This window comes from Paenibacillus sp. J22P15 (assembly GCF_056269345.1).
In genome coordinates, this window is sequence record NZ_JBWDNT010000002.1 from 520350 (window position 1) to 537722 (window position 17373).

The following is a 17373-nucleotide window of genomic DNA, read 5'->3' on the forward strand; positions in this document are numbered from 1 at the left end:
GACAGAAGCGACTATGAACTCATTGATTCGTTTATCGATTCCAGCGAAAGCAGAATTTATTGATATCGTTAGACTTACATTGTTCGGTATTGCGAATAAAGCAGGTTTTTCCTATGAGGAAATTGAAGATATGAAGGTAGCGGTAACGGAAGCCTGCACGAACGTTGTGCTTCATGCTTACCGCAATGAGCGGCCTGGAATGGTAGACGTAACCTTTGAACTTGAGGATAAAGGACTGTTAATTCGAATTAAGGATGAAGGAACAAGCTTTAAATATGAGCCGTCTGCAAGCAAAAACGATTCGCTGCATAACAAAGAGCTAAGCGATGTGACTGCGGGGGGGCTTGGTCTATTTATGATGCACGCCCTAATGGATAAAGTTGAAGTGTTCTCTGAGAGGGGCACAGAGGTGATTTTGACCAAGTTCATTGGTAGGAAAGAGGAGATGGCATGAACGCTAATTCATCCTTCCTGACTCCACAAGAATTGATTGAACAAATGAAAATATATCAGGAATCGAATGACAATGAAATTGCAACGGTATTACTGCAGCACTTTGAGCCTATCGTAAAGATGGCTGCCGCAAAGATGTCTCGGAGCAGGCCGGATCTCTATGAAGATTTGTATCAGGTCGGTCAGCTGTCTATGCTGCGTTTATTTAGACAATATGACAGCTCCCGAGAAATCCCATTTGAGGGTTATGCCATGAAGAGCATCATTGGTCATCTGAAAAACTATTTGCGTGATAAGTCCTGGTATATTCAGGTGCCAAGGCGAATCAAAGAGAAGGGCTTGCTCATCCAGCAGGCTATTGATCACTTGACGGTAGAATTGGGGCATTCGCCAAAAATAGAAGAGATTGCAGTGCATCTAGGACTCTCTGTGGAAGAAACGATTGAGGTGCTTTCATGCAGAGAATCTTATCACTATGTTTCGCTGGATACACCATTATCCAGCGAAGGGGACAGTGCTGCTACCATAGGTGATCTCATTGGTTCAGACAAGGACGATTATCAGAATGTGGATAATCGTCTCGATTTGGAGGAAGCAATGGATCAATTGAAAGCGGAGGAGAAGAAAGTGCTGATGCTTGCTTATCATAATGGCAAATCTCAGCGTGACATAGCCGACCAGCTTGGAGTATCCCAAATGAGCGTTTCCCGCATACAGAAGCGGGCGATTGAGAAGCTGAAGGTGCTGTTAGCAGAGCATAGCGCGGATTATGGTACGTGAAGATGTTCCGGCGCTTTAGAGGCACATTGGCGGAATAGGCAGCATAATAGATCTAGTTTCTAGATCTATTTGTGTAGAATTAGTCGTTTTCAGAGAAATAAGTCTAGTTTCTAGACTTATTACTGATAATCCGGCGCTTTAGAGTCACATTGGCGGAATAGGCAGCATGATAGATCTAGTTTCTAGATCTATTTGTGTAGAATTGGTCGTTTTCAGAGAAATAAGTCTAGTTTCTAGACTTACTGATAATGTTCAAGGTTCAACCAAACGGAGCAGGTCGAATGATTCTGGAGAAGCGCCAGCGGTCGCCTTTGTTCGCGGATTCCTTCCTCGGCCCATTCATTCCAGGAATCCGATAACAACAGCGATCGGAAGAACATTCGACTGCGTAGTGAATTTAGGAACCACATTTGTTCTGAATAGAAGGGGCTATCCCATCGTCATCTTTGATGACTTATGGAACAGCCCCTTTTTTCGTCGTTCGGTTTTCTTAGCATTACCTCCCAGTGGAAGCAAGTCCATCCTTAACATCATCCTTAGCTGAGGTAATGGATTCCATAATATTGTTGTTCGATTTTTTAGCGTGATCGACGAGGTCGCCGGCTTCTTCTTTGATATTGTGGGCAATATCTTTTGTGTTTTCACTAACAGTTGAAGCAAATTCTTTTGTATTATTCCCTACCGTATGTGCGAGGTTCTTTGTTTTCTCACTGATGGTCTTGAACTTGTTGGAGAGATCTTCCCGAAGGCTAGCACCTGTTTTTGGCGCAAATAGCAGAGCTGAAATCGCACCGATAGCACCTCCTACAATTGCTCCAACCAATACGCCATTACTAGAGTTTTCTCGTGACATTTGACATCTCTCCTCATTTTTAATGTGTTGATCATGTGGACCAACGTTTTTTGTTTTCTTAGTTATATGTAAACGAAAACAGCTCATTTGAAACAAATGAATAAGGAAACTAGGAATTATGAGTTTTGAGAACGAGATAATCGATAAATTGGATAAATTTATAAAAAATCGACAAAGGAAGACTTTTACACCTCACAAATGAGTGATGTGAATGAAGTAATGGGAAAATATTTTGAAAATCGTAATAAATATTCTCTTAAAATGGTTAACAATTGAGTTAATTATTCCGATAAAATAATGCCTACTTATTTCACCTATGCAGAAAATAGAAAAAATAGAGAAATAGAGGAGAGGAATTATGTTTAAAAGAGTGGAGAATGAACTGGAACTGGCCATGTTTAATGGAATTTGGACTACGGTATGGATGGAGAAAGGATTTGAACTTGAGTTTTCGGAACAGGCTCTTGAGAGATTTGTCATTGTGACAGAGGAAGGACATTATGTAGGGACATCTGAAATTAAGCCCTACTCCTTAGTCTCAAGCTCAATTAATGATGCGGGCCCTTTTCGAGAGCATCCCAAAGTCATAGAAGCAGGCGACGCTGTGGCCGAGATTGACAAAATAGCTCTGCTCAAATCATATAGGGGACGACATATTTCGGATTTGCTCACGTCGGCTGTCTATATTGCGGAAAAGCTGCAAATGAAATACTTTGTTTCACTGCTGGAGCCTATTTTTTTGAGGGCGCTTCGAATTTCGTATCAAGTACCACTCGAAAAAGTAGGTGAGAAAGTATTTTATAAGGGGGATGATGTTGTACCTGTATTGTTCGATATGGAGCAAATGTATCGGAATAAGAGTCGATATGAATGGCTGATCTATCCGAACGAAGCGGTTCTAGCCACAACTGGAGCGGTAGGTACTGGACGAAACGTCTAAGCGATAGAAAATATTAGTTTACTCAGAAAAGGCGGAAATGTCATGAAAAAAGAATTAACAGAACTAGACAAACGAAATCGATTGTTAATAAAAATACTTTGGGGCCTTCTAGCTCTTGGGATCGCAACAGATCTTGCTATTGGACTTAGCATGGAGATGATTTTACTTCTTGCGGGTGTTGGTAGTTTTTTGTGCGGGGCAGCTACTTTCATGACATACCGGGGAATTTTTACGGGATACGTTAAGTTTGTCGTACCATTTATTTTGACAATCATCGTTACATTATTAATTGTATCCGATCCGAATCCTATTGTGAGTACGTATTTCTTAGTTTACGTTAATCTTGCTATCATTACCTTGTACGCAGATCATAGACCCATTATCGTTACGGGTATTTTGGGTGCAGCATTAAGCACTTATTTATTTTTTGATCCAGTACTTCAGCCGAAGCTATTTCCGAATGAATCACTTGTTTACTTATTTTTGTACCTAACGTTTGCGACGGTCGCGCTTGCGTTCTCAGCAGGCTTCAGCGGCAAGCTTCAGCGTCAGGTTGTGGACAAGCAGCTAGAAGCATTAGCTTCCAAGGATATGGCAGAAGGAATGCTAGTGAAACTGAATTCTTCTATTAGGGTTTTATCGGAGTTCAGCAGCAGCCAGCAGTTAAACGTACGCTCTACTGGAGATATCTCGAAAGAGGTAACAGCGACATTCTCTGAAATGTCGGCGGCAATTGAGAAGCAGTCAGGAACGATTATGAACATTAGCGAATCGTCGCAGGTCATTGATGCTTCTGTTAAGCAGCTTCTTGATGGGACAGCGCTTCTACAGCAATATTCTGCTGACAATGCAAATTTAACGGTTAAAAACCGCGAACAAATGACGACCTTATCGACAGAGGTGGAAAGTGTTCGCTCCATTATTGCACATACTGTGGAAATGATGATTGAGCTTAATAAACAAAATGATCGCGTCAGCTCCATCGTTGATACGATTAGCAGCATTGCTGAGCAAACGAATCTGCTCGCGTTAAATGCTGCTATTGAAGCGGCTCGTGCTGGTGAGCATGGCAGAGGTTTTGCTGTCGTGTCGGGCGAGGTTCGTAAGCTAGCGGATCATTCAAGATTGGCGACAAATGAAATTACACAAATTTTATCAGGAATTCGCTCACAAATCAGTGCTGTTCACGCGCAAGTAGAAAACGGCCAAACAGCCGTGACGACTAGCAGAGATGTATCTCGTCAGGTACAGCAGCTTATCGAACAGATCAATGAGAATACGGAGCTTGTAAAAAGGCATTCCGATTCAGTAGGCAGCTCAGCAAATGAACTGCATCTTCGTTATACGAGTATGTCAAATGAAATGCTAAATATAGCAGCTACAACACAGCAAAATATGGCCTCTGTTGAAGAGGTTCATGCCAGCATGGAAACACAGGATATTAAGATTCATACGATGGTTGAGGAATACGCACAGCTCGATCAATTACTTACAGAGCTCAAACAAATGGCTTCGAAAAACTAAGCCCATGTTGTATGAATAGGATGTTTTAGAAATAGGCATGGGGGTGGAGTTTATCCCTCATGCCTATTTTGCGCACGAGCAACATTATTAGTTGATTCAAACTCTATTGGTGTTCAATAAGAATTCTTACTTAAGGCAAGACTGTTTCTCTAGACCCACACGATTTTCATTTTGTATAATGTCACGGTACCTTTAAAGCTTATAGCAAATAAGGTCGTATATTAGGGAATGAGATGAGGACTAACTAATTTTATGGAATCAACAAGTAAACAATCAGCTATCGCGATTTGGTCAAGTCTGATTAGCAATATTCTTTTAACGGCCATGAAGCTAATTATTGGATTTCTTTTCAGCAGTCAGGTGCTTATCGCAGATGGCGTTCATAATGCTGGAGACGTTTTTGCAACAGCAGCCGCATTAATATCGATGATGATTTCAAAACGGCCGCCCGATAAAGACCATCCCTATGGACACGGCAAAGCAGAGGTTATCGGTGCTGGCATTGTAGCTGTTGTACTCGTATTAGCAGCTATCTACATGGGGTATCACTCGGTAATGGCTCTAATGGAGCCGCCTCATAAAGCAACGGTACTTGTTCTGTTCGCAGCTGGAATCTCATTAGTGTGGAAACAGTGGCTTTATGTGTATACCATGCGTATTGGCAAAAAAACGAATAGCAGCGGCTTGATCGCAACCGCTTATGACCATTTAGCTGATGTATACGCGTCCCTCGCTGCAGTGATTGGTATCGCTCTTGCTATGCTTGGAGAACATTACAATATTCATTTTCTAAAATATGGCGATCCCTTTGCAGGAATCATCGTAGCATATTTTGTCCTCAAATTAGCAATCCACATGGGACGAACCTCAATCGACGTATTGATGGAGAAAAATATAGATGAAGATAGAATGGACGAAATGCTAGAGCTGGTCAAAACGATACCGGAAGTGAAAAGAATTGATCGAATACGCGCTAGAGAGCACGGTCATTACATGATTGTTGATGTACGGGTGGGGATTCCTGCTGAATTAAGCGTTCAAGAGGGCCATGACATTAGCAGAAAAATAAAGAAGGTTATTATGGATCAAAATCCTATTGTTGAAGAGGTATTGATTCATTTGAATCCTTGGTACAAGTAGAAAAATAAATAGCGACAGCCATGGATGATGAAGTTGGCTGTCGCTGTTATCTAAAGCTAAAGTGTTTTTACCGAATAAGGAGCGCCATCCATTCCGAAAGCTTTAGTCCCGCGCGGCTGATCACCCTTCTCATCGGGCTCCAGAGTAATACCGATGCTATCAAAGGTTAATTGGTCTGACTCTATTCCCATGGCGAGCAGTCCTACTCCGGACTTGTCAACGCGGAACGTGCCTGCGCTCGTACGACTGCCATCTCGGAGAAGCCAGACCTGATAAGCTTCCTCGTTTTTCGTTTCTTGGGCTCCGAACACATAAACTACAAACTGCTTGCTCTTTCCATTGTCAACAATGCATGCGATGCCATATGCATGCTCCTTCTCAGTGGATTCCGCCTTTAGCCTCGAAATTTGTACAATCTCGGATGCTGGAGCAAATAGAGCTTTTTCAATGGTCTCTAATCGTGTATCCTGTTTTTTAATTAAAGGATTATCCCATAACGAGCCGCTGACAAAAATAAGCGCTGCCGCTGCTACGGCAATTGCTGGCTTCCATAGCTTTGTTTTACTCCGTGCTTTATGGCGTTTAGGCGATGCTTTGGCAGCAGACAAAATTTGCTCCTTCAAATCCTCTGGAGGTTCAATTCGTTCCATATCCAAGGGAAGCTCCTCCCATACGATTTGTAATTCGGCCAGCTCTTGCTTGCAAGAATCACAATAAGTCAAATGACGCTCGAATGCTTCCTTTTCCTCTTCGGAGCATGCACTAGAAAGATAATCGAGTATGAAATCGCAATCGCTGCTGTATGCTTCGTCATTCATTTAAAGATCCCCCTTTGCCACAAGATGCCTTCGCAATATTTTTAAAGTTTGATGAAGTCTGTTTTTGACCGTTCCGAGCGGCTGATCATACAGCTGTGCCAGCTCTCTTAAGCTATAGCCTTGCCAATAAAAATGCTCGATCAGCGTTTTCTGTGATTGAGATAAATGCTTGCATGCTTGCTGAATTTGTTCCCTTAAGGAATGCCTTTCAACATGTTCCTCGGGTGACAGGCTCAATTGATCTGGCAATTCATTGAACAGCCCCTCTGTTAGTTGTACAAGGCCGGAAGCGTCTCTTTTTTGTTTTCGAATATGATCCATCGTTATATTGCGGGTAACGGTAAGCAGCCAGCTTGTAAAACGTCCCTTATCCGGGTCGTATTCCGATTCTGTAGTCCATAAACGCATAAATACCGCCTGAGAAATATCTCTAGCGGTTGGCTCATCTCGAACTGCCTTGATGGCGAAGGAATACACCAAAGCGCCATACCGGTCATAAAGAACGGACAGCGCTTTATTTTTACCTTTTCTAATTAGCTGCATGAGTTCTAGATCGGTAAGATTATGCATCAATTTGCGCCTCCACAACAGGCTCTTTTTTTTAATGTTATCAGAAACAGGAGCAGCCTTAAACAACTGCTCCTAATCTTTTAATAAAGATAAATTATTTTGCCTTCACTACGATTGATCCTCTCATACCAGGATGAGGAATGCAATAATAGCCGAACTCACCTGCGTCTGAGAAGGTGACCTTCTTGCTTTCATCCTGGGCAAGCAACTCCGTATCGAATTGCTCATTATCAGCAGTTGCAGAATGTTTTACCTCATCCTTATTGATAAAGGTAACGATATCGCCCTGTTTAATTTCGAGCTTATCTGGTGAGAAAGCGAAATTAGTAATCTCAACGGTATGAACGGTTACCGCATCAGAAGGCTTTTCTTTGTCTTTTATCGGCTCCTCCGTTTTGACCGGTGTTTTAGGTGTAGACTTAGGTTGAGCCGGAGTAGCCTTCGGCTTCGTTTCTGTCGCATTCTCCGTTGCAGCCGGCTTCTGCGTTGCGGCTGGCTTCTGCGTTGCTTCAAGCTTTTCCGTCTCCTTCGGTTTTTCCGTTTCAACCGGCTCTTGGGATGGGGAGACTGCATCCGTTGGGCTAGGGGATGGAGTCGCATTCTCCGCCGCATACTCATCAACAGCTTCTGAGCTTAAGGGAGCATCTGTCGTATCCACTGCATTGCGGGCAGAAGTCTCGTTTGACTCCTGAGCCCCGCAGCCTGATAAGAAGAGGAGAAGCAGGATCAGCATCAAACACCCATAAGATATTTTTCGCATGACGTCACGCTCACTTTACGATGATTTGACCAGTCATGAAAGACTTATGCGGCTCGCAGAAAAAATTATAAGTACCTGGTTTATCAAAAGTTACCGTGTAGCTTTCACCTTTAGCGAGCAAAGGAGTGTTGAAGGACCCATCCAAAGCAACCGCATTATGCTTCATCTCGTCGAAGTTAGTGAAGATAACTTTGGAGCCTGCTTCCACAGTAAGAGGTCCACTACCAAAGGAGTACTCTTTAATGTCGATGTTGTAAGTCTTAAAAGTTGGTTCGGCTGGCTTTGTTGATGCCGTCGTTCCATTAAATTTGGCTGGATCTACAATATACCAAACATCATTGACGCCCTGCCCATTCAATTCTCCATGTGCCTTGTCTTTAATAAAATAGTAGAGCGGGAACCCTTTGAATGAAGCTTGCTTGCTTCCATCCGAGCGGGTAATCGTTCCGATATCGCTTCCTTTGATCGTAGACGGGACGCTAACGCTTGAGGATGAATATGCAGGCCAATTGACGAGACAATTACCTTCGCAAGCGCTTTTTCCTGATGTATCCTTGTCAAAATAATAAAGTGCTCTGCCATAATCGTCAGTCAAATAGTTGCCTGCTTCCTTCGAGGTGCCAAGCATAATCGCATAATCCGATTTCGCCGAAAACCATACTCCTCCTACGCCCTCACCGTTAACATCGCCGGGCTTACTATCTTTTGCAAAATAATAGAGCGGCCAATTTTTGTAAGTCAACTGCTTCGTGCCGTCAGTGCGAGTGATAGTGGCGAAGTCAGCTTTATTCAGCCACGCCGGGATTTGAAGATTGGCATCGTAATAGATCGGCCAGTTTTTCAAGCAATCTCCTTGACAGGAATTAACGTTCTCCGCGTCTTTCGAGAAGAAATAGAGCGCCCGCCCGCTTTTATCTGTAAAATACGTCCCGAGCTTGTCATTTTGCCCAAGTCCAATTCGCTCGCCTTGCGGCAATGTTGAACCGGGAGCAATAACTCCGCTCGCTTGCAGCGTATCAAAGAACAGCTTGCCGTCATTCGTATTGGCAGACAGTGCCTCGATTAGAGATGTTGCAAGATGTGCATTCTGAAGCGAAGACTTGCCGGCAATCTCTTTCAAGCCGTGCGAAGCTGCAAATGTTTCTGATTGTTGGTATGTAAAGTCTGATCCGGATTTATAACCGAGGTTCTCCAAAATCACCTTGTAAAATTGCTGAGAGCTGATCACTGCGCTTGGTTCAAAACGATTTTTACCCGCTCCCTGCCAGCCTAGCTCGGGTTTGCTCTTTAAGTATGCTAGAACGGATTGATTGGCTTTGCTTACCTGTGCAGCGTCGGAAAAATTAGATGTTCCTGTAAAAGCCTGAGCTTCCTTCAGTTTTCCATTAAGGCGGAGTGAGATAATAGCAGCTTGCAAGCGTGTAGACTCTTTACCCAAATAGGCAGTATCCACACCGTTGCCATCTCCAATAAGAAGCCCAAGCTCAAATGCCGTATCTGCATCGGAATTGATCGCGGGCGACGATGTTGTAGACGCTGCAGACTCTGCAGACGCTGAGCCAAGCGGAGTGGCAATGATTGTCGTGCACATTGCAGTAATCATAAACAGTTTCTTAAATCGTGTAAGCATTAATAATTCCTCCTTTATGGTCTATACATGTAGAGATAACGCTGGGGAGAAAGAATAGGTTTGATAAAAAATAAATTATTTTTTTACAGATAGGTTACTCGTTATAATGAGAAGAGAGATTACAGAAAGGGTGACATCATTATGAAGATAATTGTCATTGGAGCGGGGATTGCTGGAGCATCAACCGCCTACCAATTGGCTAAGCAGGGAGCAGATGTCCTCATCATTGATCGGAAAGATGAAGGACAGGCTACGGATGCAGCTGCTGGCATTATTTGCCCATGGTTGTCACAGCGGCGCAATAAGGCTTGGTATCGACTTGCGAAAGCCGGAGCGCGTTATTATCCTGTGCTAATTGAAGAGCTTGAAAGCGAAGGCGAAACGGAAACTGGCTATGCCAGAGTTGGGGCTTTAAGCATACATATGGATCCGGAGAAGATCGGCAAAATGGAAGAGCGTGCTTACAAGCGTATAGAAGACGCGCCAGAAATCGGTGAGATTACCCGGCTTGATGAACATAGAACCCGTGAGCTCTTCCCACTGCTAGAGGAAGGATATTCTTCCATTCATATTAGCGGGGCCGCCCGTGTCGATGGCCGGGCTCTGCGTGATGCTTTGCTTCGGTCTGCACAGCGGAACGGGGCTGAACTTATATCTGGGGATGCTAAGCTCGAGTTTCAATCTAACCGTGTAACGGGCGTAACAGTTGGGCCAAATCGCTTCCAGGCCGATAAGGTTATCGTTTGTGCAGGGGCGTGGGCAGGGCCGTTGCTGCAACCTTTAGGCATTGATTTTGAGGTAAGTTATCAGAAAGCGCAAATCATGCACTTGCAGGTGTCAGACGCCAAAAAAAATACTGGCAGCTGGCCAGTCGTTATGCCGCCTTCCGATCAATATCTGCTCGCCTTTGAACAGCAGAAAATCGTGATAGGGGCGACGCATGAAAATAATATTGAAGGCTACGATACGAGGATCACGCCCGGTGGAATGCACGAAATTTTAAGCAAATGCCTTACATTCGCACCTGATCTGGCAGATAGCACGTTTCAAGAAGTAAGGGTGGGCTTTCGCCCTTTTACAGCCGATTTTCTTCCGGTTATAGGGGCCATTCCAGATTGGGAAGGGCTACTTACGGTTAACGGTCTCGGAGCCTCCGGATTGACGATGGGTCCTTATATCGGAGTGCAGCTGGCTAAGTTAGCACTAGGAATGGAATTAGATATCGATCTTACCGATTATGATATTAGCAAAGCCATTAGCTGACCTGTTGGGTTATCACTAGAGCAACCTTAGGTTTATATAGAGGTGAAATTTTATGGCTAAAATTGATAATATGATGACGATTCTATGGATGTTGAATTCAGGCAAGAAAATTACTGCAAAACAAATATCTGAAAAGCTAGAGATGAATATAAGAACTGTTTACCGTTATATTGATGCACTTTCTGCCAGTGGTGTGCCGATTATATCTGACACAGGTCATAATGGGGGGTATACCCTGTTAAATAATTTTATTGAAAGTCCACTTTTTTTTGATGTTGATGAGCAAACTGCATTACTTCATGCTGCTGTTTTGGCGAAAGAAGCTGGCTATTTTTCAGGGGAGGCATTAAACAGAGCAACATCAAAGCTGAAAAGGTATTCAAACCAAGAGCAGGAAAGAATGATCAAGCTACATTTGGATGGGCTTGAAGTAATAAGTCCAATTGGAAAATCATCTATGGAGCCGACATTGAAGAAATTGGAGGAAGGTATAGTAAACGAATCATCTGTAGAAATTGAATACCATACAAGTCATGAAGAGCAGCCCACGCGTAGAATTGTTGATCCATATGGAATTGTTTATTGGAATAATAACTGGTATGTCATTGCATTTTGTCATCTAAGGAATGAAATCCGCAGTTTTAGAGTGGGGCGAGTTATCAGTATTATTCAAACCGAAATTACCTTCGATCGTCCAAAGTTATTTTCGGCGAGTGAATTTTTCATGAAAAACTTACTACCAGAAGTAAAAGATAAGCAAACACTAATCCCTTTAGTTATTAGTGGTAAGACAAGCGCGTTGGATAACTTATGCCAGCATTGGTTTTTAGGACATCATCTCAAAGAACGGACTTCAAATAAAGTGATTTTTCTACTAGAAGAAGAAGCAATTCTTACGTATGTGCCGTATCTGATTTTACCTTATGGCACAGCGATTCAAGTCATTGAACCAACAAGTTTGAAGCAAAAGATTATAGAAGTTCTATCTGAGTTAGTTAATTATTATCAAGTATAAAAACTTTACTGACTGAAGCTGTCAGTAAAGTTTTTTTATAATAGGGTATAACGATTAATTACAAAAGGAGTGTGTATTATGCATACAAAAAAAGTGTATCTTTATATATTTGATACGATGTCAGACTGGGAGGTAGGTTATTTAATTGCTGAACTAAACTCGGGAAGGTATTTTAAAAAAGGGTTAGCGCCTTTAGAGGTGATTGCGGTTGGCGTTAATAAAAATCCTATTACTACAATGGGAGGATTGAAAATACTTCCTAGTATTTCTATTGATGAGTGTATTTTGGAAAGTACTGATGTTTTAGTACTTCCAGGTGGGGATACTTGGATGGAATCGGTTCACGAACCTATATTGGAAAAGGTTTCTGAATTTTTAAAAGAAGGTACTGTTATTGCGGCGATTTGCGGTGCAACAATGGGACTTGCAAAGATGGGATTGCTGGACTCAAGAAGGCATACAAGTAACGATTTAGAATATATGAAGATGATTTGTCCTAATTATACTGGGGAAACATATTATGAAACGGAACCAGCAGTAACAGATGGAAATTTAGTTACTGCATCAGGAATAGCTCCGTTGGAGTTCGCGATGCATGTATTGGAAGTGCTAGATGTATTTGCACCAGATACATTACATGCATGGTTCAATCTTTATCGGACTCAAGAACCAAAATACTTCTTCGAGTTAATGAATACTATCAAATAGTTGATAATATACCCCTCTTTTGAGATCATTAATATTTAGTTTCTGTATGAGAAGCTATTACTTCTAGGAGGGTATTCTATTTAATTGTATTAATCCTAGAATAGGGGGGCTGTAAGTGAAACTATGGAGATTTTTCCTTGTAGTAGGCATTCCTTTTGCGGTGATTTTTGGAGTAAGTGGATTTATTAATAATGAAACTCCTTCATACTATAAATACTTAGGAATATTGGGATTGGTTTTCATTGCTCTTTCCTTATTTATTAAGAACTATAACAATAAAACGGGTCAAAAATAAGGGAATCAGTCACATATGACCCTTACATGCAAAACGAGCCTTAGAAGCGATTCTAGAGGCTCGTTTTTTTGTTGTAGTAACCAATTAAAGAAGTTCATCAACAGATCGTTTTTTTACAAAATCCATAACAAAAATTCCTAAATCATCATAACTCATTGTGTTTAATTTCTCTTTGAAAGCTTCCGGAATAGTCTCTTTGTCAAAAATTCCTTTGATAATATCAATTACCAGCTCGACTCTAGCCTGATGCCGATCATTAGTGTCAATGTTCATTCATTTGATCTCCTGTTCTAGATAAATGTCCTTCTCTCTTGGCTATACCTATAGCGTAAATTGATGATTGCCGATTTTCTTGGTCGCTGTACGCGTCTTGAACCAAGCGGATTTGGAGATAACCGGATTATAATAGAACAACGCATTGCCGGTCGGGTCCATCCCTTTTACAGCAGCTTTAGCCGCCTTGAATGCTGTTTGATTCGGAATAAGCCAGTACTGTCCGTCTTTTACGGTTGAGAAAGCATTGGGCTCCCAAATGACTCCTTTTACTGTATTCGGAAACTTTGAAGACTGAAGGCGATTCATTACGACCGCACCGACCGCCACTTGACCTTTATATTCTTCCCCTCTGGCCTCGGCATAGATGACACGTGCAAGCATGGAAAGCTCCTTTTTGTTGACCGACAATTTTTTGAGCTTTGCCCATGTTTTTGGACCTACAACACCATCACTTTGGAGCCCGTTATTTTTTTGAAAGCGTTGAACCGCACTGCGGGTGGCCTTACCAAAATTTTTATCTATGGGCAAATTGTAATAACCGATCGTCTGAAGCCGGAACTGCAGATCCGAAATGTCCTGTCCCTCGCTACCGTACTTCAAGACAGTTGAAGCTTCTACTTTGTGATTGGTTGTGGTTGCTGTAACTAGTATGAGTAGAGCGAATAGAGCCAGAAGTCTGTACATGATGATTAAATCCCTCCGTGTGTGAATAATAGGTAATTGAATGGCTTAGAGCGTTTATTCTAGCACAGCATGAACAGGATAATCTTGTTAATATTTTCTCATATACGTCCCCCCTGAAAGAATGGAAATGCTACGAATTATTATTATATTAACGAGGATTAACTACAAAAAATAATATAAAATCGCAGATCATGAATAGTAGGTGTGTACAATGCAGGGTGATATTGAATTAGCAATGGAAAAAATTGAACAGCTTAATTTTCGTAATCAAAGAGCTATGATGGAATTAGTAAAAAGAAGTCTAAAATTAAATGATGATGAATTTACTAAAGAATTGCTTGTAGCTTACGCTCATCAAAACCCTATACATATATTAGAGGTAGCAGTTGCACTACAGTACGAAGAAATCATTAAAGCACTTCCAGATAAATTTGCTTAGTCAAGGAATAGATTGTTTAGCACGCTTTTCTTTTAGTTTTGGCTAAATCCGCTATAGGGCAACGTTAATTGAACAACAAAAGAGTAGCTGCCGCGGCAAGCTACTCTTTTTCGATTCATTCAATTATTGTAGCCTGGGTTTTTCTGGGCAGTAACAGCAGCCTCGTTGAGCTAACTGGCAGGATAACGGAATAAATTCGTGAATACCTTTGGTATGGCGAATTTACGAAGTTCACGAAAAAGACGTTATCTGACATACTCGAGGTTCGAATTTGGAGGTGAACTTTTATGGTGGTAGAAGAATTTGAATTAGTTCATCATGAGGAAGGAACATATTTCCTTAGAGTAAATGGAAATATAATTGCAGATTACTTCTATAACTTAGAAGCTGAGTTTGAAAGTTTAATACAAATTGACGTTTGTAGTCGTTGTTATTATCCTGGGTGTTCAGACTTTGGGTTTATAGAAGTTATTGATTTTAATAAATATATTATATGGAAAGAGCCTTTGAGTTCAAAGTATGCTTCAAGTAATCGGGAATTCCAATACAATTTGGGGTTAAATCAAGGAACAATATTTTGGTCTAGAGCTAAATATATTGAATTTATTACTCTAATGAAACAAATGAATAGAAATACTGATGATTGTTTTGGGGCTAAACCTACACTTATTGATTTATATGAGTTATGGAGACTGGAAGGCTCCAAGATTTATAGCTCAGAAGGAGCTCCTACATATACACTCGATTATATCTATGAGAATAGAATTGGAATGTACAATGAAGTTTTGTCTGAGAAACAGTGCGAGCTAATTTTTAACCAAGCAGTGAAGGCAATAAATTCAGAAAACTTTGAAATACTTGAGATTAATTTTTTGATGAAACCAATAGTAATGATGTTTGATATTCCTATATATAAAGAATGGAAATGCCTATACATGATGAATGATGAGGTTTTTTATTCTATTGGGGAAGATCTAGTTGTAAGGATTTCATAGAAGTCGAATACGTCAGATAACACCGTATTCACGCTTTGGGCCATTCGGCCCTCGGTCTGCCCGAGAGATTTCGGATTAAGCTAACGGGAAACGATAGTTCAATAACGGACATTTGAATAAAGCACCCATTTTTATGAACGTGTATACACACAAAACCTTTTCAGAAGCATATAAACGGCCATACAAGTCATTTTATTTTTTAGGTCGAATTCATTAGAAGTGGAGGCATCCGTTCTACTTTGGATCTTAGATCAAATTGAGAGAGAAGAAACGTTATCGAGGTTTTTATTTCGTTGTGGGATTCCGGAGGAATTGCATCGATTGTATAAAAAATAAACAGAGGCCCGCGTAATGTACAGACCTCTTTTTGTTAAATAAAAGTAATGTCCTGACTAGCTGACAGCTAATTCTTAATTAGAGAAATGATTTTTGCGATAATCATAATTTACATGGATACTATCTTTGATCGCTTATTGTAGCATTGCTATTATTAGCTGATAATTGTGCTAGTGGATCATAAGGGGCACCCATTTGTGTTCCAGATAGTAGAGCGATATCTACCGCGTTCGCAGGAACTCCCCATGAGTTACCTAAAAAAACAAATACCGCTCCATCAACTACATAACCGCGAGTATTATATACAACATTGTTAAAGATATTACCAGTTGAATTTGGGTTTAAATATGTGGGTTGTCGAAGAGAGTAAAAGGTATTACCTTGTATTAATAGGTTGGTCGTATTGGATTGTGTAACAATTGCTCGGTTTGTCACCCAACCACTTGATGGAGGGAGTTGTTCAGGTCCGAAAATGGTATTATTTAATATTTGGTGGTTAGTCCCGGCGGTCTGAATAAATTCCTGAGGATAAGAAATATCACTTGTCATTGTTAAACCTTCCAAGGTTATGCTATCGCCTGTTACGAGGAAAGCGATAACATTTGCTTGTAATTCAATCAAACTTCCTGGAGTACCAAGTAGAGTTATTCCTTGTTTATTTACGGTAATTGTCGACGTAACGGGGTATGTTCCATCTAAAATATGAATAGTTCCCGTCGGGGCAATGGCTACAAGTCCATCTTGAATGGTCCCAAAAGGATGTTCTTGACTCCCATCTCCATCGATTGCTCCTGCCATGACATAAATGTTAAAAGGGTCTACGGTAATTTGGGCTATTGCGTTTAAGGCCCTATTCGTTACTTGCAAAGTTGAAATATTAGTTGAAGTAATCGCAGTAATTATGATCCTGTACGTGTGTGTACCGGGTGGGGGAGTATCAATCCATGTAATGTTTGGTGAAAACGTGTCTGATGATGTTACGTCTGAAGCAAATGTTCGAGTTCGGTTAATGGGGGCAGTTGTGATAGTAGCCGGACTTGTGCCAAGTCTGACTAGTTGGTAATTTACGTTTAGTGTATAGGTAGCAACGGCGATTGTTTGGAAAAATAACCTGAAAGTTGAGTCCAATTTTATTTGCTGGCCATCGGATGTCGTCAACGGAGGAAGGTCCATTGTAATGACGGGGGTTGTTAGCAGATTTACGGTATCCGTCGCCTGAATAGCAAAAAAGGTTGAACCAGTTCCCGATTGTCCTGGTGACCCCTGTTCACCCTGAGGTCCTATGGCACCTTGAGGCCCAGCCGACCCTTGAGGTCCCTGGAGTCCGTTAAATCCAGTTGCCCCTCTTAGTCCTCTCAGTCCTCTCAGTCCTCTCAGTCCTCGTATGCCTCGCGGTCCTTGCGCTCCTTTCGGTCCTACAGGACCGCGGCTGCCGTGAGCATTGATTCGCTTATTGACGATTGTTGGGCAGCAAGCTTTAACTGGTTTTTTAACACAACGTTTTTTACTAGATGAGTAATTCATGTAAAGCACCTCCTTCTTATTTGACGTATACTATGTTATTTCTCTAGTTGTTGCGTGGATTGATAGTTGATATTCTCCTAGATTTGGAACTAATATTTATGAAATTAGGGAAATAAAATGAATATTGAGGAACATGGGGGATGGACATGCCAACGTAAGGAAATGCGGTTACGGGGACTTGTCAGATGCTAATTTTGATAATAGTCGAACGATTTGCGATGGTTGTATCGAGCGTACAAAGCAGGATTCAAGAGATCGGGGCGCCCAGCAGTATTAATTAGGGGTTTATGTATATGGAGGAATAAGGTCTGAACCTGAGTTTCAAGAACTATGTCACTCTACGGAGGGACGTTAGTTCAATGAAAGACTC

The 17373-nt window shown here is 41.5% G+C and carries 19 protein-coding genes; 11 read left to right on the top strand and 8 right to left on the bottom strand.

Features of this window, described 5'->3' with window-relative positions; genetic code table 11:
• Positions 1 to 13 precede the first annotated feature (13 nt).
• Both rsbW and AC0YN6_RS06995 read left to right on the top strand, forming a co-directional pair.
• Positions 14 to 454, top strand: coding sequence for an anti-sigma B factor RsbW (gene rsbW / locus AC0YN6_RS06990; RefSeq protein ID WP_475745933.1), 441 nt, complete (start codon positions 14 to 16; stop codon positions 452 to 454).
• The gene (locus AC0YN6_RS06995; RefSeq protein WP_475745934.1) at positions 451 to 1233 is read left to right on the top strand and encodes a sigma-70 family RNA polymerase sigma factor; all 783 of its coding nucleotides are present in this window, start codon (positions 451 to 453) and stop codon (positions 1231 to 1233) included. The genes rsbW and AC0YN6_RS06995 overlap by 4 nt, the downstream gene beginning before the upstream one ends.
• A 496-nt stretch (positions 1234 to 1729) precedes the next feature.
• On the opposite strand, the gene AC0YN6_RS07000 is transcribed toward AC0YN6_RS06995, so the two are convergent.
• Positions 1730 to 2086 (bottom strand): YtxH domain-containing protein, encoded by a 357-nt coding sequence (locus tag AC0YN6_RS07000; protein WP_475745935.1) that lies wholly within the window; start codon positions 2084 to 2086, stop codon positions 1730 to 1732.
• A gap of 358 nt (positions 2087 to 2444) precedes the next feature.
• Here AC0YN6_RS07000 and AC0YN6_RS07005 point away from each other — a divergent pair, with 358 nt between their 5' ends.
• The 3 genes from AC0YN6_RS07005 (at position 2445) to AC0YN6_RS07015 (ending at position 5690) form a co-directional block, all read left to right on the top strand.
• Complete coding sequence (locus tag AC0YN6_RS07005; RefSeq protein ID WP_475745936.1) at positions 2445 to 3026, top strand: GNAT family N-acetyltransferase; 582 nt, start codon at positions 2445 to 2447, stop codon at positions 3024 to 3026.
• Positions 3027 to 3068: 42 nt separating this feature from the next.
• On the top strand, positions 3069 to 4550 hold the full coding sequence (locus tag AC0YN6_RS07010) for a methyl-accepting chemotaxis protein (RefSeq protein WP_475745937.1): 1482 nt from the start codon (positions 3069 to 3071) through the stop codon (positions 4548 to 4550).
• Between the two features lie 252 nt (positions 4551 to 4802).
• The gene (locus AC0YN6_RS07015; RefSeq protein ID WP_475745938.1) at positions 4803 to 5690 is read left to right on the top strand and encodes a cation diffusion facilitator family transporter; all 888 of its coding nucleotides are present in this window, start codon (positions 4803 to 4805) and stop codon (positions 5688 to 5690) included.
• Positions 5691 to 5746: 56 nt separating this feature from the next.
• On the opposite strand, the gene AC0YN6_RS07020 is transcribed toward AC0YN6_RS07015, so the two are convergent.
• From AC0YN6_RS07020 to AC0YN6_RS07035, 4 genes are all read right to left on the bottom strand, one after another.
• Positions 5747 to 6508, bottom strand: a complete 762-nt coding sequence (locus tag AC0YN6_RS07020; protein WP_475745939.1) for an anti-sigma factor — start codon at positions 6506 to 6508, stop codon at positions 5747 to 5749.
• Positions 6509 to 7078 carry an RNA polymerase sigma factor gene (locus AC0YN6_RS07025; RefSeq protein WP_475745940.1) on the bottom strand — a complete coding sequence of 190 codons (570 nt, stop codon included), beginning with the start codon at positions 7076 to 7078 and terminating at the stop codon, positions 6509 to 6511.
• Positions 7079 to 7172: 94 nt separating this feature from the next.
• Positions 7173 to 7838 carry a cupredoxin domain-containing protein gene (locus AC0YN6_RS07030; RefSeq protein WP_475745941.1) on the bottom strand — a complete coding sequence of 222 codons (666 nt, stop codon included), beginning with the start codon at positions 7836 to 7838 and terminating at the stop codon, positions 7173 to 7175.
• A gap of 10 nt (positions 7839 to 7848) precedes the next feature.
• Entirely contained in the window at positions 7849 to 9468 is a 1620-nt protein-coding gene (locus AC0YN6_RS07035) for a plastocyanin/azurin family copper-binding protein (RefSeq protein WP_475745942.1), read from the bottom strand.
• A gap of 138 nt (positions 9469 to 9606) precedes the next feature.
• Here AC0YN6_RS07035 and AC0YN6_RS07040 point away from each other — a divergent pair, with 138 nt between their 5' ends.
• The 4 genes from AC0YN6_RS07040 to AC0YN6_RS07055 all read left to right on the top strand — a co-directional run bounded on the left by AC0YN6_RS07040 (position 9607) and on the right by AC0YN6_RS07055 (position 12749).
• Positions 9607 to 10731, top strand: a complete 1125-nt coding sequence (locus AC0YN6_RS07040; protein WP_475746289.1) for an NAD(P)/FAD-dependent oxidoreductase — start codon at positions 9607 to 9609, stop codon at positions 10729 to 10731.
• 52 nt (positions 10732 to 10783) lie between these two features.
• Complete coding sequence (locus tag AC0YN6_RS07045) at positions 10784 to 11746, top strand: helix-turn-helix transcriptional regulator (protein ID WP_475745943.1); 963 nt, start codon at positions 10784 to 10786, stop codon at positions 11744 to 11746.
• Between the two features lie 78 nt (positions 11747 to 11824).
• On the top strand, positions 11825 to 12454 hold the full coding sequence (locus tag AC0YN6_RS07050) for a type 1 glutamine amidotransferase family protein (protein WP_475745944.1): 630 nt from the start codon (positions 11825 to 11827) through the stop codon (positions 12452 to 12454).
• 115 nt (positions 12455 to 12569) lie between these two features.
• Positions 12570 to 12749, top strand: coding sequence for a hypothetical protein (locus AC0YN6_RS07055; RefSeq protein WP_475745945.1), 180 nt, complete (start codon positions 12570 to 12572; stop codon positions 12747 to 12749).
• 84 nt (positions 12750 to 12833) lie between these two features.
• Here AC0YN6_RS07055 and AC0YN6_RS07060 read toward each other — a convergent pair whose 3' ends face one another.
• Both AC0YN6_RS07060 and AC0YN6_RS07065 read right to left on the bottom strand, forming a co-directional pair.
• Positions 12834 to 13022 carry a hypothetical protein gene (locus AC0YN6_RS07060; protein ID WP_475745946.1) on the bottom strand — a complete coding sequence of 63 codons (189 nt, stop codon included), beginning with the start codon at positions 13020 to 13022 and terminating at the stop codon, positions 12834 to 12836.
• A gap of 48 nt (positions 13023 to 13070) precedes the next feature.
• Positions 13071 to 13709 carry a cell wall hydrolase gene (locus tag AC0YN6_RS07065; protein ID WP_475745947.1) on the bottom strand — a complete coding sequence of 213 codons (639 nt, stop codon included), beginning with the start codon at positions 13707 to 13709 and terminating at the stop codon, positions 13071 to 13073.
• A gap of 211 nt (positions 13710 to 13920) precedes the next feature.
• Here AC0YN6_RS07065 and AC0YN6_RS07070 point away from each other — a divergent pair, with 211 nt between their 5' ends.
• Together AC0YN6_RS07070 and AC0YN6_RS07075 are read left to right on the top strand one after the other, a co-directional pair.
• Complete coding sequence (locus tag AC0YN6_RS07070; RefSeq protein WP_102711598.1) at positions 13921 to 14148, top strand: hypothetical protein; 228 nt, start codon at positions 13921 to 13923, stop codon at positions 14146 to 14148.
• 287 nt (positions 14149 to 14435) lie between these two features.
• Complete coding sequence (locus AC0YN6_RS07075; RefSeq protein ID WP_475745948.1) at positions 14436 to 15143, top strand: hypothetical protein; 708 nt, start codon at positions 14436 to 14438, stop codon at positions 15141 to 15143.
• Positions 15144 to 15599: 456 nt separating this feature from the next.
• Here the strand turns inward: AC0YN6_RS07075 and AC0YN6_RS07080 are convergent, their stop codons facing one another.
• A complete protein-coding gene (locus AC0YN6_RS07080; RefSeq protein WP_475745949.1) occupies positions 15600 to 17003 on the bottom strand; it encodes a right-handed parallel beta-helix repeat-containing protein in 1404 nt (467 codons plus the stop codon).
• Positions 17004 to 17373 lie beyond the last annotated feature (370 nt).